The organism is Sinorhizobium numidicum (genome assembly GCF_029892045.1).
GTDB lineage: Bacteria > Pseudomonadota > Alphaproteobacteria > Rhizobiales > Rhizobiaceae > Sinorhizobium > Sinorhizobium numidicum.
Genome location: NZ_CP120368.1, coordinates 3,378,934 through 3,405,000, shown reverse-complemented (window position 1 = coordinate 3,405,000; position 26,067 = coordinate 3,378,934). Strand labels below are relative to the sequence as shown.

The window sequence follows — 26,067 nt, the reverse complement described above, 5'->3', positions numbered from 1 at the left end:
AGGACGTGATACGCTGCGAAAAGCCGTGGGGAGCTGCGAATGAGCTTTGATCCATGGATCTCCGAATGGGGCAACCCACCTTAGATGCTTGGAAAATTTAAGCCGTGCGAAAGCACGGCTTAGGTTTCCAAGCATTGTTGAAAGGTATCTTATTCTGAATACATAGGGATAAGAAGCGAACGCAGGGAACTGAAACATCTAAGTACCTGCAGGAAAGGACATCAACCGAGACTCCGCAAGTAGTGGCGAGCGAACGCGGACCAGGCCAGTGGCAATGAGGAATGAAGTGGAACCGTTTGGAAAGGCGGGCCGTAGAGGGTGATAGCCCCTTACACGTAGAACACTCATTGTCCTTGAGTAAGGCGGGACACGAGAAATCCTGTCTGAACATGGGGAGACCACTCTCCAAGCCTAAGTACTCGTGCATGACCGATAGCGAACAAGTACCGTGAGGGAAAGGTGAAAAGCACCCCGACAAGGGGAGTGAAATAGAACCTGAAACCGGATGCCTACAAACAGTCGGAGCCCGCAAGGGTGACGGCGTACCTTTTGTATAATGGGTCAACGACTTAGTGTGACATGCAAGCTTAAGCCGATAGGTGGAGGCGTAGCGAAAGCGAGTCTGAACAGGGCGCCTTAGTATGTCGCATTAGACCCGAAACCGAGTGATCTAGCCATGAGCAGGTTGAAGGTTGGGTAACACCAACTGGAGGACCGAACCCGCATCTGTTGCAATAGATTGGGATGACTTGTGGCTAGGGGTGAAAGGCCAATCAAACTCGGAAATAGCTGGTTCTCCGCGAAAACTATTTAGGTAGTGCGTCGACCGAATACCCTCGGGGGTAGAGCACTGGATGGGCTATGGGGACTCACCGTCTTACTGATCCTAACCAAACTCCGAATACCGAGGAGTACTAGTCGGCAGACACACGGCGGGTGCTAACGTCCGTCGTGAAAAGGGCAACAACCCTGACCTCCAGCTAAGGTCCCCAAGTCATGGCTAAGTGGGAAAGGATGTGAGGATCCCAAAACAACCAGGATGTTGGCTTAGAAGCAGCCATCATTTAAAGAAAGCGTAACAGCTCACTGGTCTAAATAAGGGTCTTTGCGCCGAAAATGTAACGGGGCTAAAGCCATGCACCGAAGCTGAGGATGTGCGCAAGCACGTGGTAGCGGAGCGTTCCGTAAGCCTGTGAAGGGATACCCGTGAGGGGTCCTGGAGGTATCGGAAGTGCGAATGTTGACATGAGTAACGATAAAGAGGGTGAGAGACCCTCTCGCCGAAAGACCAAGGGTTCCTGCTTAAAGTTAATCTGAGCAGGGTTAGCCGGCCCCTAAGACGAGGCGGACACGCGTAGTCGATGGGAACCACGTTAATATTCGTGGGCCTGGTGGTAGTGACGGATCGCTTGACCTGTCTGGACTTATTGGATTGTCCAGGCGGGGACGCGGTTCCAGGAAATAGCTCCACCATATAGACCGTACCCGAAACCGACACAGGTGGTCAGGTAGAGCATACCAAGGCGCTTGAGAGAACTGCGTTGAAGGAACTCGGCAAATTGCACGCGTAACTTCGGAAGAAGCGTGACCCTTTTCTACGCAAGTAGGATGGGGTGGCACAGACCAGGGGGTAGCGACTGTTTATCAAAAACACAGGGCTCTGCGAAGTCGCAAGACGACGTATAGGGTCTGACGCCTGCCCGGTGCTGGAAGGTTAAGAGGAGGGGTGCAAGCTCTGAATCGAAGCCCCAGTAAACGGCGGCCGTAACTATAACGGTCCTAAGGTAGCGAAATTCCTTGTCGGGTAAGTTCCGACCTGCACGAATGGCGTAACGACTTCCCCGCTGTCTCCAACGCAGACTCAGTGAAATTGAATTCCCCGTGAAGATGCGGGGTTCCTGCGGTCAGACGGAAAGACCCCGTGCACCTTTACTATAGCTTTACACTGGCATTCGTGTCGGCATGTGTAGGATAGGTGGTAGGCTTTGAAGCAGGGACGCCAGTTCCTGTGGAGCCGTCCTTGAAATACCACCCTTATCGACATGGATGTCTAACCGCGGTCCGTCATCCGGATCCGGGACAGTGTATGGTGGGTAGTTTGACTGGGGCGGTCGCCTCCGAAAGAGTAACGGAGGCGCGCGATGGTGGGCTCAGAGCGGTCGGAAATCGCTCGTCGAGTGCAATGGCATAAGCCCGCCTGACTGCGAGACTGACAAGTCGAGCAGAGACGAAAGTCGGTCATAGTGATCCGGTGGTCCCGCGTGGAAGGGCCATCGCTCAACGGATAAAAGGTACGCCGGGGATAACAGGCTGATGACCCCCAAGAGTCCATATCGACGGGGTTGTTTGGCACCTCGATGTCGGCTCATCGCATCCTGGGGCTGGAGCAGGTCCCAAGGGTTTGGCTGTTCGCCAATTAAAGCGGTACGTGAGCTGGGTTCAGAACGTCGTGAGACAGTTCGGTCCCTATCTGCCGTGGGTGTAGGAATATTGACAGGATCTGTCCCTAGTACGAGAGGACCGGGATGGACATATCTCTGGTGGACCTGTTGTCCTGCCAAGGGCATAGCAGGGTAGCTATATATGGAAGGGATAACCGCTGAAGGCATCTAAGCGGGAAACCCACCTGAAAACGAGTATTCCCTTGAGAACCGTGGAAGACGACCACGTTGATAGGCCGGGTGTGGAAGTGCGGCAACGCATGAAGCTTACCGGTACTAATCGTTCGATCGGCTTGATCGTTCTTGTTGCCTATGCTCATCAAACGAAGTTTGATGATGCTATTGTTCTGTCCTGACGCGCCAAACGCGCTCCGGACGGGCCGCGCCGAAAGGCGCGACGGCCGCTGGCCTTGCGGAGCCAAAGCTCCGGCAAGTGCCACAGGCGCCGTCAAAGACGTGTTCAAAAAGAGGTGCAAACCTCGCCAGCTTCTCAATATGGTTTTGCCATGCAACGCATGCGAAACTTGTTCTTGGGCCGACGGTGCATCCCCTCAAAAGGGTGACTGTATGGCCAGCGCGGCTGCCCTTCGAGCGACAAGCGAGAAGGACAAGCTAGCCGCGCCAGCAAAGAGCAAGATTGCGTTGCCGGCCAAATCTTGCGCTTTGCCGACCTGGTGGTTCTGGCGGGGTGGCTGCACCCGTTCCCATTCCGAACACGGCCGTGAAACGCCCCAGCGCCGATGGTACTTCGTCTTAAGACGCGGGAGAGTAGGTCGCTGCCAGGTCTGCAAAACGCAAGACAAACAAACCAACATCTTCTCTCACAGCACCGGCGCAAGGCCGGACAGACACGCCGCAACAAGCGACAACCGATAACGCGGGGTGGAGCAGCCCGGTAGCTCGTCAGGCTCATAACCTGAAGGCCGCAGGTTCAAATCCTGCCCCCGCAACCAACGAGACTTGCATCGCAAGTCGCTTCTATCGAGCTCCTCCGCACAAGCGCCGAGGAGCTCTTTTTGTTTGACCTCCGGGTCAAGCGCACCAGCCGCCAGCCTCTCCAGACAGTCATTCTGCTTCTCAACCTCGACGCGCCATTCCACGGCGGCTGCCGCCTCCATTGCCGCCATGACACTGGCGATACGACCATGCACTTCCAGCGATGCCGGCGCGCGACCCGGCGTCTTGCCGATCACAGCTTCTGGATCAGGCCCCGGACGAGCGGCAGAAAGCGCTGCATTGACTCGGCGGCATCATTGCGGCGTTGAAAAGCCGGAAGTTCATCAGGCCTTCGATGCCGACAGGACTGAACTTGTCCTTCAGCCTTTGCCAGGCGGTCATTGTCTGCGGCTGCATCGGCCCGGTCGAGTTCGCGGGCGATCTGCTCGCGGCGGAGTTCAAGCTGATCGAGCTCGTCGTCGAACCGGCGAGACGGCCGGCCTTCATTTTGCGGATATTTGTTTGATGAGGTTTTTCCGCTGCCCGCCTTGAGGCGGCCTTGAAAAGGCAATGAAGGTGCTCGAGCTCAACCGGCCGCCGTTCAGCGCCCCTGGTCCGCGCGCTGTTCGATGCACGGGCGTTGGCGGATCTGCCGTGAAGGAAATCCTACGGAACTCCTATGATTGATGCCTTGATGATGGACCCGCTTAGGTCTGTCGTTCTACAGCGCCGGGCGTCTTTCCAGACGCACGAAGGTCGCTGTAGCACTTTGAATTGCTGCATGTCTTTTCCTTAAATCGGCTCCGATTTAAGGAATCATGCAGTAGGCTTCTCTGATACAACCATTGCATTGGGCCCGTGCGGAGACGGTATGGATATCTCGGTGATCGCGCATTGCGATTGGAGCATCGACAGGTCGAAACGATGGATGACGGTCGCGGTGTCGAAGGATGGTCGCTGGATCATTGCCATGCCTGAACCAGTCGGCGATACAGCCTCACTCATCGATCGCCTCCAGCATCGGGCCCAAAGCAGCGGTGCCGTGCTGATCGGATTCGATTTTCCGATCGGCCTGCCGGAATGGTACGGAAGACAAACCGGGTTCGCATCGTTCCGGGATGCTCTCGCAGGCTTCGGACGAGGACCATGGGCAGAATGGTATGATGTCGCCGATCATCGTGATCGCATTTCCATCCGCCGCCCCTTCTATCCGATGCGTCCAGGAGGAACCAGCAGAGCACATCTGTTCGACGCTCTCGGCATTGACACGGCCGAAGATCTGCTGCGCCGTTGCGAGAGGGCGACCCGCGATCGCCAAGCGGCCTGCATGTTGTTCTGGACACTTGGCGGCAACCAGGTTGGGAAGGCGGCGCTCGCCGGCTGGCGGGAGATTATTCTACCAAGGCTGGGCGAGGTCGGCCTCTGGCCGTTCGATGGAAATCTGCCAAAGCTGGTGACCGAGTATCCGGTCGTCCTCGCAGAAACCTATCCCGGCGATGTCTACGGCCAGCTCGGCATCCCACGCCGCCCGGCCTGGAGCAAGCGGCAGCAGTCCGGGCGTCGCGCAGTGGGTTCCTATCTCATGCGCTGGGCCATTGGCCACCGGCACGTCGATACTTCATGCATCCACTCACTCATCGAGAACGGCTTTGGAGCGGGCAAAACTGGCGAAGACCGCTTCGACGCAACCATCGGCCTGCTCGGCATGCTCGATGTCGCCACGGACTACAGATCCGAAGGCGCTCCGGGTGATGAGGCTATCACGATCTGGGAAGGCTGGATTCTGGGACAAGCCGGTTCGGCCGGCTAAAATCGCCGAAGTTAATAGGCGTTGCCGCCATGCATCGCAACATGTCCGCAACCTGAAACAAGCTGCGTTCATTTGATCCAGACGGCGATGGCGCCGATTCCAATCTCTGGCATTCCGATGCAGCAGAAGAGGGTTTGCTACGACGTCTTCGACAACCTCGCGGCGAAGTATGCTGGCAAGACCTGCGGCTTCCGACGGAAGCCTCACTTTCTCTTCAGGCTTCGGTGCTTGGCAAACCTTTCGAAATCGAAAGCGCCTCGACGAACGAAGGATCATTGGCCTGTGGCTACACCGCGACGGCGCTATTCTACGGTTGGCTCCTCACCTTGCGCCGCCGCGGCGTTCTTCTTGGCGATCGCATCGCGAGTGGCGGCTGCTGCCGCAGTCGCCTGCGTCTCGTCACCGGCGACCTGTACCGTCGGCGACGCAAAATGGATGCCGTTGTTCTTGAATGCCTCCTTGATCAAAGCCTGAGCCCGCCGCCTGACCTGGGTCTGATGCCCGGGCTTCGTGGTCATGGCGAAACTCAGCGTCATGCCATAATCGCCGAACTGCTCGACGCCCTTCATCTTCACCGTTTCGATGATCAGGGGACCGAGATCCGGATCCTCGAGCAATGCCGCTCCGACACCCTTCACCACCTTCTTCACTTTGGCGACATCGGTATCGAAGGAGACGTTGATCAAGAACTTGTCGATGACCCAGTCGCGGCTCATGTTCTGCACGGCGCCAAGCGAGCCGAAGGGCACGGTGAAGATCGGGCCGCGGTGATGGCGCAGCTTAACGGAGCGAATGCTGAAGGATTCGACCGTGCCCTTGTAGCTGCCGCTCTGGATATATTCGCCGACCCGAAAGGCATCATCCATCATGTAGAAGATGCCGCTGATGATGTCCTTGACCAGCGTCTGCGAGCCGAAGCCGATGGCGACGCCGAAGACGCCTGCGCCGGCGATCAACGGGCCGACCGCGACACCGAGGCCGGAGAGCACCATCATGCCGGCAACCACCGCGATGAAGGCGGCGAGAAAGTTGCGCAGGATCGGCAGCAGCGTGCGCAGGCGTGTGTTGCGGGCGAGCTGCGCCGAATCCGCAATGTCGATGCTCGCCTGGTTCATGCGCAGATTGATGCACTCCTTCGTCAGTTGCCAGATGAGATCCGCCGCCAGCAGGATGACGACGCCGGCGAGCACGCCGCGGAAAATGCGGTTGAAGACATCGTCCTGCATCATCGCCGTGCCGTTGATCTGGAAGACGAGGGCGAGCCAGGCGGCCGCAAGCGCGATGATCGCGAACCGTGCACCGCGGTCGATCAGGACATTGCGCATCACGCGAACGTTGTTTGTCGCCTCGGCGTCGAGCATGCTCCTCGTCGCAGCGCTGGTGAACCGCAGGAGCGGCGGCAGGCCAAGGACATAGACACCGATCCAGAACAGGACCTTCATGCCAGCGACCCAAAAGAACCACAGCAGGGTGAGAAAGGCGACGATCAAGGCGGTTCGCAACATCCGGCGCGCCGCCGTCGTCTCGGCAACGGGTCGGCGCAGCGTTGTATCTATTGCCAAGCATAGGACAACGAGCCCGAGACCAGCGGCCATGAGGTCGCGGACAGCGGGCGGAAACGAAAGCGCGCGCATCAGATCAAGGACGGCCCACAAAAAAGCCAGAGCACAGATGAACAAGACGGATCGCCTGTACCAGAAGCGCGCTGCGTCGGGTTGAAGTGAAACCTTCCCTTCTCGCCGCTCCGCTGCCGGTTCGTCGTTGTCCGCTGGCTTTAGCGTCGCCGATGCGATCGCGATCAGCAGGCGCGCAACAATCCAGGCGACCAGCAGCGGCGCGACAGCCGTCTCCAACTGGCGCGGCCAATCGGAAAGGACAAAGGCGATGGTGGCGGCAATCGCAAAGACGACAAGCGGAGCGACCCGAACAAAAGCGGCAAGTCCATGGGGTTGGCCTTCATAACGACTCGCGCTGCGCCGCAGGAAGTAACGCAGGAGAACCTCGGCGCCGTAGCCGACGAGGAGGACGAAGGCGAAGCCCCGAAGGATGGGCATCGTCCCTTGGCTTTGCATGTCGTTGGCAATACGATTCTTCGCTGCCTGCCATTCGGGAACTAGCCGCGGCGCGGCAGCTCGCATGCCATCGAGGTGCCTTTTGACCGCTGCGATCCACTGCGAAGCGAGCCCTGCCGGCGGCGCGACTGCCGCCGGTGGCGCTGCCTCTTTGGAGGCGAGCCATTGGCGGACTTCTGGATCGTCCAACAACCGGATCAGTTGCTGGACTTTGGCGGGCGGCGCGGCCGTTGACGGCTCCTGGGCCGCCAGGGGAGCGACACCGAAAACCAATTGGAGGATGAGAAAGAGCGAGGCGAGAAATGCTCGCCGCCCACGCCTTGAAACTACGCCCATCCGGTTACCCCTACTGCTTGCACCAAGTCATCTACTCAGGATTGTGAACTGTACCAAATCTGCGAAGTGTAGGCGCGCTCCTGCAGCATGATGGTGACATCCGCCGGCCGCTGCTGATCAGCTTATGGGCATATTCGAAGACGCTGTCCACATCGCGATCCGACGCGGCGGTTGACGATCTCCTCCAGCCCGACATAGGTGTCGAAGGCCCATTTATCGTGGCGGTGGTGGGTTATCGCGCCCCCTCGGTTTCGACTATAACAACAGTGACGGTTTTGTCTTCGATGTCGTGCAGGACGGCCTGATCCTCGGAGTGGTCGTGCGATTTTAGAGGCGCTCCTTCCAAGGATCCCGTAATTCGAAATAGCGCGGTTTCGCTTCTGTAGCTGCGTGAGTGCGTGTGCGAGTGCCGCGCGGCTGCGTTAGCTGGACACCACAGGCTAACGATGACATTCGTACCATGCAGAGGAGCGCTCGCGAAACTCGAACGCTGTGTTACATTCTCCTGCTGACGATTGGGGGATGCGATGTTGAATATGCTTGCATTGCTCATTTCTCTTAGTGGTGGGGTCATAAACCCGGCCGCCTTACCATATCCGGTCGATGTGGAGCTGATATTGGCCGTTGATGTGTCCGGCTCCATGGACATGGAAGAGACGCGCATGCAACGCGAGGGCTATGTTGAGGCGCTTCGACATCCGGACTTTATCAATGCAATCAGGAACGGAAAGCTCGGGCGCATCGCACTCGGATACTTCGAGTGGGCAGGTTTCGTAAACGAAACATCGGTCTTGGAGTGGGAGCTGATTGACGACGAGGGCGACGCTCAGGACTTCGCGGCAAAGATCGAGGTGCAACAAATCGGCCCTCGACGCGGCACCTCGATCTCAAATGCAATCCTCTTCGGTACGGCAATGTTTGATAGGAATGCATTTTCGGGTACCCGCCGTATCCTTGATATTTCCGGTGACGGGCCGAACAATGTTGGCCCATCTGTCACGCCCGCCCGAGATGCCGCCCTCAGCCGCGATATCATCATCAACGGGCTCGCAATCCTCATCCGTCCGACGGCCTCGATTGGCGGTTTGGACCGTTACTACAGAGATTGCGTGATTGGCGGCCCGGGATCGTTCATGTTGCCCGTGCATGAACCAGAAGACTTCGCCGTTGCGATCCGGCAGAAACTGATCCTCGAAGTGAGCGATCGGTATCCTCCACCTGCTCTTCCAATTGTCGATACCGAACAGATAGACTGCGTGACTGGGCTGATGCTGCCCCCAGGACCCTAGACGATGGAGCGCACTAATGTTCCATAGATCCCGTAAGTCCAAACAGTGCGGTTTCGGCGCCGAAGCTGGGTGAGTGGTCCGCATATCGGCGAGCTTTTTCTGGAAGAGCGGCATTGGCGCGAGCGGTTAGCCCTCCGCCACTCATCCGCATAGTCAAGCAATCATGCAAACGTTAGATCGAGCGCTCGTCGAAGTCGGGTCGCGAGCGGATGAAGGTCCACAGAGTCTTGCTGATGTCGGTAATTTCGCGGATCGCATTCTCGAGACGCTCAAGCTCGCGCGCGTCAAGCTGCTCCACCTTGCCGTAGCGCACGTGCTTCTCCCCCTCGACCAGCCGCATCAACTGCGTGCTCGAAATCTCTCCCTGTTCGTCGAAGGAGTAGATGCAATGGTTGTACTTGTTTCGCATCTTCGATTGCTGCTTCAGGCGTTCCGTGATCGCAAGGACCTCATCGCGTGTTTCAGGCGGCGTCGCCGACAGCTTCGCCAAACGCTCGGTAAGGTCGATGCGCGCGCGTGTCGTATTCAACGTCAGGAAGACGATGATCGCAGATTCCTTGTCCACCCTCAGCAGGTGGGCGATGATGTAGATCAGTAGGCTTTCAGTGTTGGTCCAGACATAGTTCAGGCGGCCAACGAGCAAAAGCACATCCTGCATAGCCGCCATGGCGGTCCTCCAATACGCTCCTCCAAAATCGGCCCTGGCAGCTTCGCGGCAGGACCAATCCTCCGAATGCTTCCTGCAGGCCGGGCGGGCTCTCAGGTCTCCTTGAATGCGCGCGACATGCTGTCGGTGATCGGCTTCGTCAGATATTCGAAGAATGTCCGTTCCGATGTCGTGATCAGCACTTCCGCCGGCATACCGGGCACCGGGCGGAAGCCGTGCACGCGATGGATTTCGCTGGCCGGCACTTCGACGCGAACGATATAGACGTCGCGCTGCTCTCCGCCGGCGACGTCTTCGATCGAGTCGGCCGAAACATAGAAGACCTTGCCGTTCAGAACCGGCGTCGTACGGCGGTTCAGCGCCGAGAGGCGGATCGTCGCGTTCTCTCCAACCTTGAGTTGATCGATGGCGGTGCGGAGCACCTGCGCCTCGATGATCAGCGGCACATTGGCCGGCAGGATTTCCATGATCGGCTTTCCGGTCGCAATGACGCCACCGGCGGTGTGGAAATAACTGCGCACGACCGTGCCGTCCACAGGCGAGCGGATGGTGGCGCGGCCGAGCACCTCGGCCGCCTCCCGGACCTGCTCGCGCACAGCATCGAGATCGGCTTCCGCCGCTTCCAGCCCATCGAGAGCCGCTTGCTTGTTGGTGTTGATGGCGATGACCGCCTCCTGACGATAGCGATCGATCTGCGTGTTGCTTTCCTTCACTTCCGCTCCCAGCCTGCCGATCTCTCCCATCGCGTCGGCAATCGCCCGGTCCAGCGCTAGAAGCTCCGGCCGCCTGATGAGGCCGCTGTTTGCGAGCTTGCTCTTGGCTTCCCGCTCTTCATTGAGGATCTGCAGTTGCTTGTTGAAAGATTCCTGCTGCAACTCATAGCCATTGGCGCGGAACTCGAGGGAGCGGATGTTTTGGCCGATCAGGCTGAGCTGATCCTGCAGCTTGATCTTCTTGCTGCGAAAATTGACATTCTGGCTTTCGATAATCGCGCGGACATCCGGATCGCCGGCCTGGTCGGCCACAATGTCGGGCATCTTGAAAGTGTCGCTGCCCAACGCCTCCGCCCTCAGTCGCGCGACGACGGCCTCCAGCCTAAGGCGCTTGAGATTGAGCATGCGTTCGTTGGCGCGTGCGGCAGTCTGGTCGAGCTTCACCAGAACATCGCCGGCCTGCACCTTCTCGCCTTCGGTGACCAGCAGTTCTTCGATAATTCCGCCTTCCAGATGCTGCACGATCTTGTTGTTGCCGTTCGCGACGAAGCTACCCTGGGCGATAACCGCCGCGGCGAGCGGCGCGGCAAAGGCCCAGTAGCCGAAGCCGCCGAACGACACCGCAATCAAGGCGAGGCCTGCAAAGCAGTGAAGCCTGATCGAGCGGGGAACGTCGGCATACCATTCAACCGTGTCATGCGGATTGGTGCTCTGCTTGTCCGGCTGCATCGTCACTCTCCATGAATGCGCGGTTGCCGCCGATCGCCGCCCGTTTTGGAGCCAAGCGCGGCCAGCACATCCTCTCGCGCGCCGAACATCGCGACGGTTCCTTCATTGAGCACCATGATCTTGTCGACGCATTGCAGCAGTGCGGGGCGCTGGGTAATGGTTACGGTTGTGATACCCTGGTTTTTTGCATGCAGCAGCGCGCGAGCGAGCGCCGCCTCGCCATTGCTGTCGAGATTGGAATTCGGTTCGTCGAGAACGACGAATTTCGGATTGCCGAAGAAGGCGCGCGCCAGGGCAATGCGTTGTTTCTGTCCGCCGGAGAGGGGAGAACCATCGGCTGTGACGACGGTTTCGTAGCCCTGCGGAAAGGTCGCGATCAACTCGTGGACGTCGGCGAGTACCGCCGCATCGAAGATCATGCCGTCCTCAACGTCGTCGCGCATGCGGCAGATATTAGCCTTGATCGTGCCCGGAAAAAGCTGAACGTCCTGCGGCAGGTAGCCGATACTCTCGCCGAACTGGCGCTGGTCCCAGTTGCGCAAATCCATGAGATCGAGCCGGACGCTGCCGGAGGTGGGCAGGATCGAGCCGACCAGCATCTTGCCGAGCGTCGTCTTGCCGGAGCCGGAATTGCCGATGATCGCCAGCGCTTCTCCTTTTGCCAGCGAGAAGGATATGCCGTTGAGGATCACGCGTTTCTGCGGCGGCGGGACGAAGAGAATGCGCTCGACGTCAAGCCGGCCTTCGGGGTTCGGCAGGCGCAATCGCGGGAAATTCAGCGGCGAACTCAAAAGTAGCTGCTTGATCCGGCCGTAGGCCGCGCGTGAATGGTTGAGCTGGTTCCACCCCTCGATCGCGCCCTCGACCGGAGCGAGCGCGCGGCCGGCGATGATGGAGGCGGCAATGACCATGCCGCCAGTCAAATGGCCGCCCATCGACAAATGCGCGCCCCAGCCGAGAAGGGCGACCTGGGTAAACATCCGCACCGCCTTGGAGGCGCCGGTGAACATGATATTGCGGTCCTGGGCATAGACCTGCGATTTGAGGGAGCCGGCCGTCTCGTGCCCCCACATCCTTACCGCCTCCGGGATCATCGCCAAGGCATTGATGATCTGTGCATTGCGCGCCATCGAATCGAGGTGGAAATTTGCACGCGCCAGGAAAGCGTTGGCATCGCTAAACGACTTGGCGGTCGTCTTTTGGTTGAGATAGGCGATCGTGAAGAGAACGACGCAGCAGAGGACGACGATCAGGCCGAGCTGTGGTTGGATGATGTAGACGACGACGACGAAAAGCGGCGTCAGCGGTGCATCGAGAAAGGCTATCAGCGTCCCGGAGGTGATGAAGGCCCGAAGCTGCTGCAGATCGCCGAGCACCTGATAATCGCGTCCGTTGCCGTGCAGCGATGCCCGGGCGGCGGCGCTGAGGATCGGCGCGCCGAGCTGGACTTCAATCTCGACGGCCGTGCGCATCAGGATGAAACGGCGAATGGCGTCGAGAATGACCTGCAGGACGATGGCGCCAAGAACGGCGATCGTCAGCATGACCAGTGTGTCCTGCGAGCGACTCGTCAGAACACGGTCGGAAATCTGGAAGAGATAGATCGGGATCGACAGAACGAGGATATTGATCGCCACCGTGAAGGCGATGACGATCAGCATGTTGCGCCTGACGGCTACCATGCCGTTATGCAGACTGGCGGCAAAGCTCACCGGTCCCATGCGCTTGTGAAATGTGCCCTTGCGGCCTCCACCACCGCCACCGCTATCGGAGGTGTGATTTCCGCTATCACAGTCATGCGCGGTTGGGCGAAAGTCCCCTTCCTTCAGCGGCCCCGGATCATTGTCGATCGTTCGCGGCAGCGGCCGGCCAGGTCGCGTCTTCATCTCCTCGGGGAAGTCACCTTCTTCTCTGCGGCGTGCCTTCATTTCCGGTTCTGGGCGGGCCGATTGCGAAGGTGCTGCGGATTGCGCCGTGACGTCCGACCTTGCCTGTCGCAGTTCCTCGAAGGCTTCATTGAGCGCTTCGATGGATTTTTCGGTCAATGCCGCCTCTCCCGGCAGCGTGATCTCCGGAGCATCACAGTGCGACGGCTTGCCTCTACCGAAGTACCATTTCGACAGGTCGTTCATACCTATCCCTTCATTTTTGCCGCTATATCAGCACGGTATGCATGACGTCGTTCCATTGGTCGTCGGACAATGCGGTGTCGTTGCCGGCGTCGATGGCAGGTTGCGGCGGGTCGTCGTCGCCGACGAAGGCGATGATTTCGTTTGCCAGGCGGTTGCCTGCCGGCTGAAGGCCGGGCGCATCGGTGCTGCCGTCGATTATTCCCGACTGGATCAGGATCGAATCCGAGTAGACCCCTCCGCCGACGTACGTCGTCTGGCTGAAGCTGTCGCAATCGATGATCTCGGCGATGTTGATGACCGTGTTGTCGCCGGTGTGGACCGTGACCTCGGCTTCCTCTTCCAGCATCTTGCCGGCCACATAGCTCACGGCATCGGAGTCGCCGAGAATGCTGATCTGTTTGACGACGCTGACGTCATAGAGATTGCCTGTGATGTAGAGCACATGCAGGCTGGCATAGCCGTCGAAGTTTTGGTCGTGCGCCAGTCCACCCGGCAGCTCATCGTCGCCCGACCGGATATTGCCGATCACCTCGTGCATATAATCCGGCATCACCTCGAAGCGCTCGTTGCTGCCGACATTCTCGATCGATGCCATGTTCCAGACGAGATTGCCGCCCCCGTCCGCGACCATTCCGCTGCCGCCGGAGATGCCTTGAACATGATCATTGTCGTAGAGGATCGAAATTTGACTGATCACGTTCAGGTCCAGCACCTGACCGCCGACGATCACCAGGTCATATTGGCCGCCAATGCCGAGAAAGGACGCGAAGTTGACGACGGCGTTGCCGCCGGTGAGCACCGTCGTTTCCACACCGCTGGTGGTGATCGTCATGGTGTCGTTGTCGCTGACGAAGCTATACTGCTCGATCCACTGGACGAAGGACATATCGCACTCGACAACGCTGACGCGCCAGCTCGTCGGAAAGGTCGAGGGCACGCCCGAAGGATCTCTCTCGTCCTCCGGTAGCGGCCCGGAATCGTGGCGCTCGAAGCTTGCAATGTTGAGCGCGACAGTCTTTGTGGCGATGTCGGAAGCGCTGCCGATCGCCGCGTCCAGCGTGTCGCCGTCGGCGTAAATATAGGATTGCGAGATGGCATCGATCTGGTGGTAGTCGCCCATCACGGCCGTCACCGGGGCGATTATGCCTGTGCTGACGACGCTCAGAACGTTGCCGACGATATTGGCGCCCGCGTCGGCGTGAACGGTGCTCTCAGCATCTTCCGGTCGTACTGGGTCTTCGGCGCGTTCGGCACCGCGGTCCCGATTGGGCAGGTACTGGCCCAGTTCTGGCGCGGCTTCGGCACGCGCGCCGTTGACATAGATGCCTTCGATGCTGTCGGCAGCGAGGAAGACGTCGCTGTGCTCATCCGTCGCCAATCCGTCGTGCGGAGCGTCACCCGATTCGCGCTCTTCAAGGGTGCGCCCCCCCGCCGCCAAGATTGTCAGGCTCGTCACGAATGCCGAAAGAGACTGAAGAGCATCGATCTGGTTGATTTGCGTGAACGGCGACGCCTCCACCGCTTCGGCGAGGTATTGGGCGAGCTTTTCGCCAACTTGGCTCAGATCGCGCGCTGGCACGGCCGTTTCGGTCATGTTCAGGACGTCGTCATCATAAAGAACATTGGCCTGAAGGAGATGGCTGATCAGGGAGCCGGGGCCGCCGACGATCAGCGGACCGTCCGCTGCATCGAGCGAATTGCCAAGGTTGCCGACGATCCTGAATGGCAGCGTGGCGCCGTCAGGCGCGATCGGATCGACGGTGCCGGAGGTGTCGGAGAGATGGCCGCAAGCACGGCCGTGTTCAAAGGTGTTGAGACGGGGAACGTCGTAGGCGGGAAGCGTGTAGGAGATCTCGGGATCGTAGCTCTTCAGCTCGAAGAGAGATTTGAAGTCCTCCGAATGGGTATCATCTGCAACGTCCTGTGGCACAGCCTTCGCGATTGTCGGACCTAATAGATATTCACATCTTATCCGTGCCTCGTCGGTTGCTGTTTCGAACAGGCCGATGAAGTGCGCCAAGATCTCGTTCACCTTCTCCGTATGCATCATTCCGATCCTTCCCTTTTCCGCAGCAAAGGGAGACTTCGGCTGGCCTGGAGATGAGAGTCTCGGCAAGTTGAGCCGAGCCGCAATCAAGTCTCCGCCACTACACCGGCCGGCCTTGGCCGACGCATCCATCATTCACAGGGTCAGTCAACGTCGCTATCCGGCCCAACAGAGGTTAGGTTCGGGTCGCCGCCAACGACACTGGCGTCCACGACTTTGCTGAGTAGATTCGCGCCCTGGACGATTTCGTGGTGGAAGCCAGAGCTTGCGAGGAGTGTCGAGGGATCGATTGAGGAGCCAGCGTCCTCGTCGCCCTTGAGGTCCCAGGCGGTGTCGGAATTCAGGTTGTTGCAGCCGTCGGCGTCCCCGCCGGTCGCGTCAGGATGGGTGCCGCCGTCACTGTTCACCCTGGCGTCGTGGACCTGTTCCTGGTCGGCAAGACTGTTTGCCTGCTCGACGCTGAACCCGGTTCCATCGCCGCTATCGGCAGACGCGCTGGTCAGGAGATGGTCGACGCTGAGGGTTAAGGAGAAATCGTCAGGAAGATTGAAGGCGAGATCACCGCCGACGGTGCCGGGACTTTCGACATCGGCGATTTGCGTGTCTGCCGTTTCTGTCCCGTCGTCTGCCTTGTTTTTGTTGTCGCCGGCGGCAGTTTCCGGATGATGCAGCGTGCTGTCGTCGACACCCTTGTGGTGGGAGCCCGTCGCAAGGCCGTCGACGAGCGCACCGACCTTCAAGTCGTCGTCAGCGCTTAAGTTGTCATGAAGCCCAAGATTTCTTTGTGAGGAACCGGGCATAAAAACGTCCTCGTAAGAGGGAGCCAGCACCGAAACCCTTTCATCTTTTATAGGATTTTAGGGTGCTGGCTCTCTTAATAATTCGAATGAATTGTTGAGATTCATCCGACGGGTTTCGAGCTATTCCACTTTGATGTTCAATATTATTTGGTGGGAAGATGGCTTTTTGTTCAAATCGTTACGTGCAAAAATTTTTAGTCATAGGGATTTTTTATATAAACGCAGTATACTTTTCCGGAGCGTACGCTGAACCGATGCCCGGAGGCGCACAAAAGCACGTGCGACAATGGGAGTGTGATCCTGAATGCAAGGAAGCGAAAGCTATCAATTGTGGTTAGTCTTACAGTATGATTTCCGCACTGAATTCGACCTGAACCAGACCGGGGAAAGGAGGCAATTTCGCTTTATGGGATTCGAATGCGAGTGCACGGGGACCGGTTTTTTCCCGTGCTCAGGTCAAGCACACGCTTTCCGCCGCGCCTCGCGTTAAGACAATGGTAATATTTGCCATTTTCGTCCGGCTGGACTGATTGATCGTTCGCGCATCGTTATCCTGTCACTGAAGCCGAGGCTTTCGAAAAGCCGCTCGGCGAGAGAGGGTGCTGCGGCAATATCGCAGCGCCGGCGCCGTTGTCCGATGCGTTGCGCTGGCGTCTGCACGATGTTCGCTCCTTGCTCCATGTCGTAATCCATTCGGAGTATCATCGTGGACCGGACTGGACCATGCAAGCTGCGCCTCACCTTATTGGCGCTCACCCCTACCGCATGCATCCTTACAATCGGAGCCGATTTAATGATAAGAACATGCAGCAATTCAAAGTGCTGCGTCGACGCACGGCGCTGTAACAGCGGCTTTGAATTTCTGCATAATTATCGATTTCCGGCTAAAGGAATTGTCCAGTTCCTCGGCCAGCCGTCGCCGCTGGGTATCCCCCGAAAATCATGGGTGTGAGATGCGCGACCAAAACGGACATGCCTTTCGCTCCGCTCGCTCGCATTTTTTGCCGAATAGCCCAAAAATGGTGCATTTTCGAACGATTTAGACCGGAGTGTGACCGCTATCTAATCCTTTTGGGCTGTTTCGCATCCCCCATATTTACGATACATTAGCTACCACGAATTTTTCACACGTGGCGAATTCGTTTTTATTTGAAGAAATTTTCAAACATGGGCGCTCACCGACAACTGGATCACCCGTAAAATTCTAGGGGAAGCCCAAGGAGGGGAATAATGTATCGAGCGAGCTCGAGCCTAAGCGATTTTGAAGACAACAACAAACTATTGGCCCAAAAAAGTAAAATTGTAATGCTCGCCAAGGTCGACCTGTTTGCCGAATGCCTGATGCAGGCGATCAGCGCGCGCTTTCAAGGGCAGGACGTGGTGAGCCTTTCCGACACCGACAGTCTGCTCGACGGCAATCTCGTCGACGTGACATTGGTCATGCTCTACCGCATGCCACCGAAGGCGTTTCCATCGATCATCAGAATGATTCATGAGTTCCACCCGAAGGCTTCGATCGGCCTGGTGGTGGAGGATGCGGACGAGCTCGATTCGTCAATCGCCGGCTTTGTCGACGAGGGGCTGATCCACGGCGTCCTGCCTCTCAATCTCAATCTCGATGTCTGCCTGACAGCCATTGATCTCTTGATGAAGGGCGGGGAGCATTTTCCGGCCGCGCTGCTCAGGCGCTTGGCGCCGAAAGGGCTTGCGGGGGGTGGTCTCCGTGCTCAACGGGCGCCGTCCGACCAAAACTTCGGTCCAGGGCAGAAGAGTGAAATCGGCAAAGGCGTGCTGACGGCGCGTGAGATTCAGATTCTCGATCTCATCTGCATGGGCACCCAGAACAAGATCATTGCCGATCGTCTCGGGCTTTCCGAGAACACCGTCAAGGTCCATGTCCGCAACATTTACAAGAAGATGAATGTGCGCAACCGCACCGAGGCGGCGTCACGTTACTTCACCCATGATGCGAATCTGGGTTCGCAGCGCGGCACGCCGTCTTCGCGATGGCACAACTGACAGCGAGACCGGGATCGGACTGAGCCTCTGCCTTCTTGCCGACGCTGCGCGTCACCGGCCGCGCAGCGTCGTAATACTTTGAACGGCTGCATGGGTGCAGCTTCGACCTATTCGGCCGCCGCTGACGGCTTGTCGAGAGCGCCGCGGCGGATCTGATCGGCTTCGATCGACTCGAACAGGGCCCGGAAGTTGCCTTCGCCGAAGCCCTCGTCGCCCTTGCGCTGGATGAACTCGAAGAAGATCGGTCCGATCACGGTCCTTGAGAAGATCTGCAGCAGGATCTTCGTCGTGCCGCCATTCACCACCCCCTCGCCATCGATCAGGATGCCGTGCTTTTTCATCCGGTCGATCGGCTCGTCATGGCCGTGGACGCGTTCGCGCGACATCTCATAATAGGTGTCCGGCGGTCCCGGCATGAATTTGAGACCATTTTCGGCCAGCTTGTCAGTGGCGTCGTAGATTGCCTCGGTGCCGACCGCAATGTGCTGGATGCCTTCGCCCTTGTACTTCTTCAGGTATTCCTCGATCTGGCTGGTATCGTCCTTCGACTCGTTCAAAGGAATCCTGATCTTCCCGCAAGGGGAGGTGATCGCCCGGCTGACGAGGCCGGTGATACGGCCGTCGATATCGAAGAAGTGGATCTGCTTGAAATTGAACAGTTCGCGGTAGAAGGCCCACCACTTGTCCATGTTGCCGCGATAGACGTTGTGGGTCAGATGGTCGAGGTAATAGAAGCCGACGCCTGCGGGCTTCGGATCACGCTCGCCCAGCCATTCGAACTCGGCATCGTAAGCAGAACCCTTCTCGCCGTAAGTCTCGATGAAGTACAAGAGCGAACCGCCGATGCCGACGATTGCCGGTACGTCGAGGCACTTATCGTTTCCAGCATAGGGCTCCGCGCCCTTCGAAACGGCATGTTCGAAAGCGTGACGGGCATCGACCACGCGCCAAGCCATGGAAGGAGCGCAAGGTCCGTGCTTGTCGACGAAGCGCATCGCATGGGAGCCCGGCTCGGCATTTAGAATGTAGTTGATATCGCCCTGCCGCCAAACGGTGATGTTTTTCGTCTTGTGTCGGGCGACTGCGGTGTAGCCCATGCGGCTGAAGAGCTCTTGCAGCTTCTCCGGCTCCGGATGGGCGAATTCGACGAACTCGAATCCATCCGTTCCGGCGGGGTTGTCGGCCGTGATTTTTGCAGGTGGTGCATCATGCGGGAACGGGCCCATCGAAAGTCTCCTCATATTCCTCCAAACTCCGCTGGAGTATGACGCAAATTCGATGCATGGTGCTTGTATTCTTGCGTGACTTGCGGGAATTTGCGCATGATTTATGCGGCAGCAAGCATTGGGATGCATGAATGGAGCAGCTTGACGGATTCGACCTCAAGATCCTCGGCGAACTGCAGCGGGACGGGCATCTGACAAACAATGAGCTTTCGGAGCGGATCGCGCTTTCGCCTTCGCAATGTTCACGGCGGCGCTCGCGATTGGAGGCGGAAGGATACATCACCGGATATCAGGCGCAGATCGATCGGCAGAAGCTGGGGCTGGATCTGATGGTGGTGATTTCGGTGACGCTCGCCACCCATAATCGCGATAATGCCAAACGCTTCGGCAAGCTGGTCTCCGGCTTGCCCGAAGTGCTGGAGGCTTATGCGCTCACCGGCGAGATGGACTACCACCTGCGCGTCGTGACACCCGACCTTGCCGGGCTTTCGCGTTTCGTCAATGACGTGCTCTTGCCGCATGACAGCGTCCAGCACGTAAAGACGTCGATCGTCTTGGAAACGCTCAAGAGTTTCGAGGGTCTGCCGATACCGGAGCGCATGAAGGGGTAGCGGTCAGTCCCGCGGTTTTTCCGATCTCTCCATCGCGCGCTCGACGGCCCGCAATCCCGTGGAGAGGGCCTCGACTTTCTCTATTCCGAGCATTGAAAGCAACTCGGCCTGATAGTCGCTCGCAAGCGCTGTCAGCTCCGCATAGGCCCGCATGCCGGATGGCGTCAGGGCCAAGTGCTCAAATCGGCGGTCGCTTCCGTCCTCCTCGCGCTTCAGCCAACGGCGCTGCTCGAGGCTGAAGACGGCGCGGCTCACTTTCGTTTTGTGCATGGAGGAATGGGTGCCGATTTCGGTAGCCGTCATGCTGCGGCGCGAGCTTCCGAGGGCGGCAAGCGTTCGCCATTCGGGCCGGGTGAGCTGGTAACGCGCCTTATATTGCGCGGCAAAGCGCAGCGCCACGAATTCCGCCGCCCGGTTCAGCCGGTACGGCAGGAATTTTTCCAGTTCGAACCCGTTCGTCGCCATGATCGGGCGTCCTTGATAGTTACAAAATAGATAGTTACGATTGCAACTAATATAGCGAGGCAAGAGGAGGTGCAAGCCATGTTGGAGAAGGCGGAAAAACAGCGCAAAGCCCCGGCCGCTCAGGAACAGGCACTTGGTTACATGCCTGGCTTCGGCAATGATTTCGAGACCGAAAGCCTGCCCGGCGCCTTGCCGCAGGGGCAGAACAGCCCGCAGAAATGCGAATACGGCCTCTATGCCGAACAGCTTTCCGGATCGCCCTTCACTGCGCCGCGCGGCACGAACGAACGCTCCTGGCTTTACCGCATTCGCCCGAGCGTACGACACACAGGGCGTTTCAAGAAGATCGATTATCCGCATTGGAAGACTGCGCCGCACATCGCCGAGCACTCGCTGGCGCTCGGACAACTGCGCTGGAGCCCGCTGCCGACGCCTGCGAAAACGCTGGACTTCCTTGAAGGCATCCGCACCATGACGACGGCGGGCGACGTGCTGACGCAGTCCGGCATGGCCGCGCATGCCTATGCCTTCAACGCCGACATGGTGGACGATTATTTCTTCAATGCCGACGGAGAGCTGCTGATCGTCCCGCAGACGGGGGCGATCCGCGTCTTCACCGAACTCGGCAAAATGGACGTGGAACCCTCGGAAATCTGCCTCGTGCCGCGCGGCACGATGTTCAAAGTCACGCTCCTCGGCAAGGAAGAGGTCTGGCGCGGTTATATCTGCGAGAATTACGGCGCCAAATTCACGCTGCCGGATCGCGGACCGATCGGCGCCAACTGCCTAGCCAACCCGCGCGACTTCAAGACGCCGGTTGCAGCTTTCGAGGACAAAGAAACGCCGTGCCGAGTGCATGTGAAATGGTGCGGCTCCTTCCATGTCACCGAGATCGGCCATTCGCCACTCGATGTCGTGGCGTGGCACGGCAATTACTCCCCGTATAAATACGACCTCAAAACCTTCTCGCCCGTCGGCGCGATCCTTTTCGATCATCCGGATCCGTCCATCTTCACGGTGCTGACGGCGCCGTCGGGTGAGGAAGGCACGGCGAACGTCGATTTCGTCATCTTCCCGCCGCGTTGGCTGGTCGCCGAACATACGTTCCGGCCGCCCTGGTATCATCGTAACATCATGAGCGAATTCATGGGTCTGATCCACGGCCGATACGACGCCAAGGAGGAGGGCTTCGTGCCCGGCGGCATGAGCCTGCACAACATGATGTTGCCGCACGGCCCGGATTCCACCGGCTTCGAGAAGGCGTCGAACGGCGAATTGAAGCCGGTGAAGCTCGAAAACACCATGGCCTTCATGTTCGAGACCCGTTTCCCGCAGCAATTGACCAAATTCGCCGCCGAACTCGAGACGCTGCAGGATAACTATATCGACTGCTGGGCCGGGCTTGAGCGGAAATTCGACGGCACGCCCGGAATCAAGTGACTTTCAGCGGAAAACCGTGACATGCTGCCCAAATCCGCGCCGTCCGGCGCGGATCAACAGAACACACCGGGAAACACCAGCCTATGAAACTCGCGACGCTGAAAGATTCCACCCGCGACGGCAAGCTCGTCGTGGTCTCGAAAGATTTGACCCGTTGCTCCGAGGTCGGCCACATTGCCCGCACGCTTCAGTCCGCGCTCGATGACTGGGCCCATGCCGGACCTCGGCTCGCGCGTGTCGCCGAGGGCATTGAGACCGGTTCCCAGCCGACCATGCGGTTTCATGAGCACGATGCGGCTTCGCCGTTGCCGCGCGCGTTTCAGTGGGCCGATGGCTCTGCGTATGTCAACCACGTGGAGCTGGTCAGGAAGGCGCGCAATGCCGAGATGCCGGCGAGTTTCTGGACCGACCCGCTGATCTATCAGGGCGGCTCCGACAGCTTTCTCGCTCCCCGCGATCCGATCGCGATGGCAGACGAGGCCTGGGGCATCGATATGGAGGGCGAGGTCGCGGTGATCGTTGACGACGTGCCGATGGGCGCGACGCTCGAAGAGGCGCGGGAGGCGATCCGCCTTATCATGCTCGTCAACGACGTTTCGCTGCGCGGCCTCATTCCGGCCGAGCTCGCCAAGGGCTTTGGCTTCTTTCAATCAAAGCCGTCCTCCGCCTTCTCACCCGTCGCGGTGACGCCCGACGAGCTAGGCGATGCCTGGGACGGCAGCAAGCTGCATCTGCCGCTTCACGTCGATCTTAACGGCAAACCCTTCGGCCGTGCCAATGCGGGTATCGACATGACCTTCGACTTTCCCCAGCTCATCGCGCACGCCGCGCGGATCCGGCCGCTCGTGGCCGGCACGATCATCGGCTCGGGCACCGTTTCCAACAAGCTCGACGGCGGGCCGGGCAAGCCGGTTTCGGAAGGCGGGGCGGGCTATTCCTGCATCGCCGAAATGCGCGTGATCGAGACGATCGACAGCGGCGCGCCGAAGACGCATTTCCTGAAGTTCGGCGATGTGGTTCGGATCGAGATGAAGGATCGTACCGGCCATTCGATCTTCGGCGCGATCGAGCAGACGGTGGAAAGATACGAGCGCGCCTGACGGTGCGAAAGGTCGATCGGAGGCGACGTGATGAACGAAACCGTTCTTTACGACTATTGGCGCTCGTCAGCGAGCTATCGGGTGCGGATCGCGCTCAATCTCATCGGTGAAAACTACCGCTCCGTTCCGGTCGATCTGCTCGCCAAGGCGCATCGCGGGCCGGAGCATCTCACCCGAAACCCGCAAGGGCTCGTGCCGGTGCTCGACGTCGATGGCGAGCGTTTGACCCAATCGCTCGCCATCATCGAATACCTGGCCGAAACGCGGCCCAGCAGTTGCTTCCTTCCAGTCGACGTGATTGGTCGTCAGCGGGTGCGCGCACTTTCCTATGCGATCGCCATGGATATTCACCCCGTCTGCAATCTCGGAGTGGTTGCCCATGTCATGGCGAATGCCGAGGACGGCGAGGCGGCAAGGCGGGCCTGGATGCGGAAGTTCATCGGCGAGGGTCTCGCTGCCTTCGAACGAATGCTGAATCACCCCTCGATCGGAGAGTTCTGTCACGGCGACCGGCCGACCATGGCGGATCTCTGCCTCGTGCCCCAGGTCTATAACGCGCGGCGCTGGGACGTCGATCTTTCGGCTTGTCCACGGACCGTCGCAATCGATGCGAACTGCGCCAAGATCGAGGCTTTCGCCAAGGCACATCCCGATCGAGCGAAGCGCTAGCTCCCGACTTTGCGGTCACACCGCCAGTTGCGGCCCGCTCAACCGTGGCCCGTTCCGTCCAGCCGATGTCGCGAATGGATCGGCGGGCCGCAGATCGTCACGCTAGTTTTCGCGTGACTGCCCGTATAAGGGGGCCGGAAACACCTCAAGAACGAGAGACCCATCGATGAAAAGCTATGTGCTGACCGTCACCTGTAAATCCACCCGCGGCATCGTCGCCGCCGTCACCGGCTACCTTGCGGAAAAGGGCTGTTACATCAGCGACAGTTCGCAATTCGACGATCTCGAAACGGGTCTCTTCTTCATGCGGCTCACCTTCATCAGCCAGGAAGGCGCGAAGCTGGAGGAGTTGCGCGAAGGCTTCGGCCCAGTCGTGAAGCGCTTCGATATGACGATGGATATCCGCGATTCCGAAGAGCGCATGAAGGTGCTGTTGATGGTGTCGCGCTTCGGCCATTGCCTCAACGACCTGCTCTACCGCTGGAAGATCGGCGCGCTGCCGATCGATATCGTCGGCGTCGTCTCCAACCATTTCGACTACCAGAAGGTGGTCGTCAACCACGACATCCCCTTCCACCACATCAAGGTGACGAAGGAGAACAAGCCGCAGGCCGAGGCGCGGCTGATGGAGATCGTCGAGCAGAGCGAGGCCGAGCTGGTCGTGCTTGCCCGCTACATGCAGGTGCTGTCCGACCCGCTCTGCAAGAAGATGTCGGGGAAGATCATCAACATCCACCATTCCTTCCTGCCGAGCTTCAAGGGCGCCAACCCGTACAAGCAGGCCTATGAGCGCGGCGTCAAGTTGATCGGCGCGACGGCGCATTACGTCACCGCCGATCTCGATGAAGGCCCGATCATCGAGCAGGACATCGCCCGCATCACCCATGCGCAGAGCGCCGAGGACTATGTGTCGATCGGCCGCGACGTCGAAAGCCAGGTGCTGGCGCGCGCCGTGCACGCCCATATCCACCAGCGCTGCTTCATCAACGGCAACCGCGTCGTCGTCTTCCCGCCGAGCCCCGGCAGCTACGCCTCCGAGCGCATGGGCTGAAGAGGCGTCAGCGCCGTCATTGGATGCATGCCGCCGGCGTTGCCTTGCCGCATTCGGCGACTATAGTCGTTCGTGGATCATATGGGCGCGATGCGGATGGCCGCCTCTCACCTTAGCCCTCTCCCCGCAGGCCGGGAGAGGGGAGGCGGTGCCCCATCTCTCTTCTCCCGCCAAGCGGAGGGAAGGTCGCAGCAGCGGGATGAGGGGCTGAAGTCTGCCTATTCCATGATCGCGCAATCGAAGGCCGAGCGATCATCGGCCGTGTGGGAGGACTAAGATGAGCAATCGCGATCCGGTGGTTATCGTTTCGGCGGCGCGCACGCCGATGGGCGCCTTTCAAGGTGGTCTAAAGGATCTGGCGGCGCCTGAGCTAGGGTCGATCGCTTTGAAGGCGGCTTTGGATCGCGCCAGCCTCAAGGCAGTCGACGAAGTTCTGATGGGCAATGTCCTCCCGGCGGGTATTGGACAGAACCCCGCCCGGCAGGCCGCGTTCGGCGCCGGACTCGGACAGGAAACCCCGTCGACGACGGTCTCGAAGGTCTGCGGCTCCGGCATGAAAGCGCTGATGCTCGGACATGACGCGCTTCTCTCCGGGAGCGCGGCGGTCGTGGCTGTCGGCGGCATGGAGTCGATGAGCAACGCGCCATACCTCCTGCCCAAGGCTCGCGGCGGATTTCGGCTCGGGCATGGCGAGGTGAAGGACCACATGTTCGTCGACGGGCTGGAGGATGCCTATTCCGGGCGCCTGATGGGCACCTACGCCGAGGACACCGCCGAGCACTACCAGTTTTCCCGCGCCGATCAGGACGCCTTCGCGCTCCGCTCGCTCGAGCGGGCCCTGAAAGCGGCGGAGGACAAGTCCTTTTCTGAGGAAATCGCGACCGTCACGGATGCCGGCAGACGCGGGAGCGCCAATCTCGAGCGCGACGAGCAGCCGATGAAGGCCGATCCGGCAAAGATCCCGAAGCTGAAGCCCGCCTTCCGCGACGGCGGCAGCGTCACCGCAGCGAACTCCTCGTCCATCTCCGACGGAGCTGCGGCGCTCATCCTGATGCGGGCGACTGAGGCGGAAAAGCGCGGGCTGACGCCGCTTGCGATCGTTGCCGGCCACGCCGGCCATGCGCAGGAGCCTGGCTGGTTCACGACGGCGCCGATCGGCGCCATTGAAAAGCTCATCGACAAGCTCGGTTGGGAGAAGGCAAGCGTCGGCCTTTACGAGATCAACGAAGCCTTCGCCGTGGTCGCCATGGCGGCGATCCGCGATCTCGAGCTTTCCGACGACATCGTCAACATCCACGGCGGCGCCTGCGCGCTCGGCCACCCGATCGGCGCATCAGGCGCCCGCATTGTCGTCACATTGCTCCATGCGATGCGCGCGAACGGCGTCAAGCGCGGCATCGCCTCGCTCTGCATCGGCGGCGGCGAAGCGACGGCGGTGGGGCTGGAGTTGTTGCAGTAGAGTTTACGGCATCCAAGATGGCCCCTTGCCCTGACCCTCTCGCCGCTTGCGGGGA

General features: G+C 59.4%; 18 protein-coding genes, 1 tRNA gene, 2 rRNA genes and 1 pseudogene (1 of these 22 only partly in view). 13 read left to right on the top strand and 9 right to left on the bottom strand.

Annotated features, from left to right (window positions below):
- The 5 genes from PYH37_RS27560 to PYH37_RS27540 form a co-directional block, all read left to right on the top strand.
- Window positions 1-2,742: ribosomal RNA gene (locus PYH37_RS27560) — 23S ribosomal RNA — on the top strand; it begins 53 nt to the left of the window's first position.
- A gap of 369 nt (window positions 2,743-3,111) precedes the next feature.
- Window positions 3,112-3,226: ribosomal RNA gene (gene rrf, locus PYH37_RS27555) — 5S ribosomal RNA — on the top strand.
- Window positions 3,227-3,317: 91 nt separating this feature from the next.
- Window positions 3,318-3,394, top strand: a tRNA-Met gene (locus PYH37_RS27550).
- 356 nt (window positions 3,395-3,750) lie between these two features.
- On the top strand, window positions 3,751-3,903 hold the full coding sequence (locus PYH37_RS27545; RefSeq protein WP_280734650.1) for a hypothetical protein: 153 nt from the start codon (window positions 3,751-3,753) through the stop codon (window positions 3,901-3,903).
- A 345-nt stretch (window positions 3,904-4,248) separates the two neighbouring features.
- Window positions 4,249-5,187 carry a DUF429 domain-containing protein gene (locus PYH37_RS27540; protein WP_280734649.1) on the top strand — a complete coding sequence of 313 codons (939 nt, stop codon included), beginning with the start codon at window positions 4,249-4,251 and terminating at the stop codon, window positions 5,185-5,187.
- Window positions 5,188-5,489: 302 nt separating this feature from the next.
- Here PYH37_RS27540 and PYH37_RS27535 read toward each other — a convergent pair whose 3' ends face one another.
- Window positions 5,490-7,595, bottom strand: a complete 2,106-nt coding sequence (locus tag PYH37_RS27535) for a mechanosensitive ion channel family protein (RefSeq protein ID WP_280734648.1) — start codon at window positions 7,593-7,595, stop codon at window positions 5,490-5,492.
- 109 nt (window positions 7,596-7,704) lie between these two features.
- Window positions 7,705-7,810: pseudogene (locus tag PYH37_RS32520) on the bottom strand (DUF2950 domain-containing protein); the annotation flags it as partial.
- A 312-nt stretch (window positions 7,811-8,122) separates the two neighbouring features.
- On the opposite strand from PYH37_RS32520, the gene PYH37_RS27530 reads away from it, so the two are divergent.
- The gene (locus PYH37_RS27530) at window positions 8,123-8,884 is read left to right on the top strand and encodes a DUF1194 domain-containing protein (RefSeq protein WP_280734647.1); all 762 of its coding nucleotides are present in this window, start codon (window positions 8,123-8,125) and stop codon (window positions 8,882-8,884) included.
- Between the two features lie 172 nt (window positions 8,885-9,056).
- On the opposite strand, the gene PYH37_RS27525 is transcribed toward PYH37_RS27530, so the two are convergent.
- The 5 genes from PYH37_RS27525 to PYH37_RS27505 form a co-directional block, all read right to left on the bottom strand.
- The gene (locus PYH37_RS27525; protein ID WP_280734646.1) at window positions 9,057-9,551 is read right to left on the bottom strand and encodes a hypothetical protein; all 495 of its coding nucleotides are present in this window, start codon (window positions 9,549-9,551) and stop codon (window positions 9,057-9,059) included.
- Window positions 9,552-9,643: 92 nt separating this feature from the next.
- Entirely contained in the window at window positions 9,644-10,993 is a 1,350-nt protein-coding gene (locus tag PYH37_RS27520; protein WP_280734644.1) for an HlyD family type I secretion periplasmic adaptor subunit, read from the bottom strand.
- 2 nt (window positions 10,994-10,995) lie between these two features.
- Complete coding sequence (locus PYH37_RS27515; protein WP_280734643.1) at window positions 10,996-13,125, bottom strand: type I secretion system permease/ATPase; 2,130 nt, start codon at window positions 13,123-13,125, stop codon at window positions 10,996-10,998.
- Between the two features lie 22 nt (window positions 13,126-13,147).
- Complete coding sequence (locus PYH37_RS27510; RefSeq protein WP_280734642.1) at window positions 13,148-15,175, bottom strand: hypothetical protein; 2,028 nt, start codon at window positions 15,173-15,175, stop codon at window positions 13,148-13,150.
- Between the two features lie 140 nt (window positions 15,176-15,315).
- On the bottom strand, window positions 15,316-15,972 hold the full coding sequence (locus PYH37_RS27505; protein ID WP_280734641.1) for a hypothetical protein: 657 nt from the start codon (window positions 15,970-15,972) through the stop codon (window positions 15,316-15,318).
- A gap of 1,230 nt (window positions 15,973-17,202) precedes the next feature.
- On the opposite strand from PYH37_RS27505, the gene PYH37_RS27500 reads away from it, so the two are divergent.
- Complete coding sequence (locus PYH37_RS27500) at window positions 17,203-17,991, top strand: helix-turn-helix transcriptional regulator (RefSeq protein ID WP_280734640.1); 789 nt, start codon at window positions 17,203-17,205, stop codon at window positions 17,989-17,991.
- Window positions 17,992-18,098: 107 nt separating this feature from the next.
- Here the strand turns inward: PYH37_RS27500 and hppD are convergent, their stop codons facing one another.
- Window positions 18,099-19,217, bottom strand: coding sequence for a 4-hydroxyphenylpyruvate dioxygenase (gene hppD, locus PYH37_RS27495; protein WP_280734639.1), 1,119 nt, complete (start codon window positions 19,215-19,217; stop codon window positions 18,099-18,101).
- Between the two features lie 131 nt (window positions 19,218-19,348).
- Between hppD and PYH37_RS27490 the strand changes: the two genes are divergently transcribed.
- Window positions 19,349-19,828: an Lrp/AsnC family transcriptional regulator gene (locus PYH37_RS27490; RefSeq protein ID WP_280734637.1), complete on the top strand. Its 480-nt coding sequence runs from the start codon at window positions 19,349-19,351 to the stop codon at window positions 19,826-19,828.
- Window positions 19,829-19,831: 3 nt separating this feature from the next.
- Here PYH37_RS27490 and PYH37_RS27485 read toward each other — a convergent pair whose 3' ends face one another.
- On the bottom strand, window positions 19,832-20,293 hold the full coding sequence (locus tag PYH37_RS27485; protein ID WP_280734636.1) for a MarR family winged helix-turn-helix transcriptional regulator: 462 nt from the start codon (window positions 20,291-20,293) through the stop codon (window positions 19,832-19,834).
- A gap of 78 nt (window positions 20,294-20,371) precedes the next feature.
- Here PYH37_RS27485 and hmgA point away from each other — a divergent pair, with 78 nt between their 5' ends.
- From hmgA to PYH37_RS27460, 5 genes are all read left to right on the top strand, one after another.
- The gene (hmgA, locus tag PYH37_RS27480; protein WP_280734635.1) at window positions 20,372-21,733 is read left to right on the top strand and encodes a homogentisate 1,2-dioxygenase; all 1,362 of its coding nucleotides are present in this window, start codon (window positions 20,372-20,374) and stop codon (window positions 21,731-21,733) included.
- Between the two features lie 83 nt (window positions 21,734-21,816).
- A complete protein-coding gene (locus PYH37_RS27475; RefSeq protein WP_280734634.1) occupies window positions 21,817-22,833 on the top strand; it encodes a fumarylacetoacetate hydrolase family protein in 1,017 nt (338 codons plus the stop codon).
- A gap of 30 nt (window positions 22,834-22,863) precedes the next feature.
- Window positions 22,864-23,502, top strand: a complete 639-nt coding sequence (maiA, locus tag PYH37_RS27470; RefSeq protein WP_280734633.1) for a maleylacetoacetate isomerase — start codon at window positions 22,864-22,866, stop codon at window positions 23,500-23,502.
- Window positions 23,503-23,668: 166 nt separating this feature from the next.
- Window positions 23,669-24,553 (top strand): formyltetrahydrofolate deformylase, encoded by an 885-nt coding sequence (gene purU, locus PYH37_RS27465; protein WP_280734631.1) that lies wholly within the window; start codon window positions 23,669-23,671, stop codon window positions 24,551-24,553.
- Window positions 24,554-24,830: 277 nt separating this feature from the next.
- A complete protein-coding gene (locus PYH37_RS27460; protein WP_280734630.1) occupies window positions 24,831-26,012 on the top strand; it encodes an acetyl-CoA C-acyltransferase in 1,182 nt (393 codons plus the stop codon).
- Window positions 26,013-26,067: the final 55 nt, after the last annotated feature.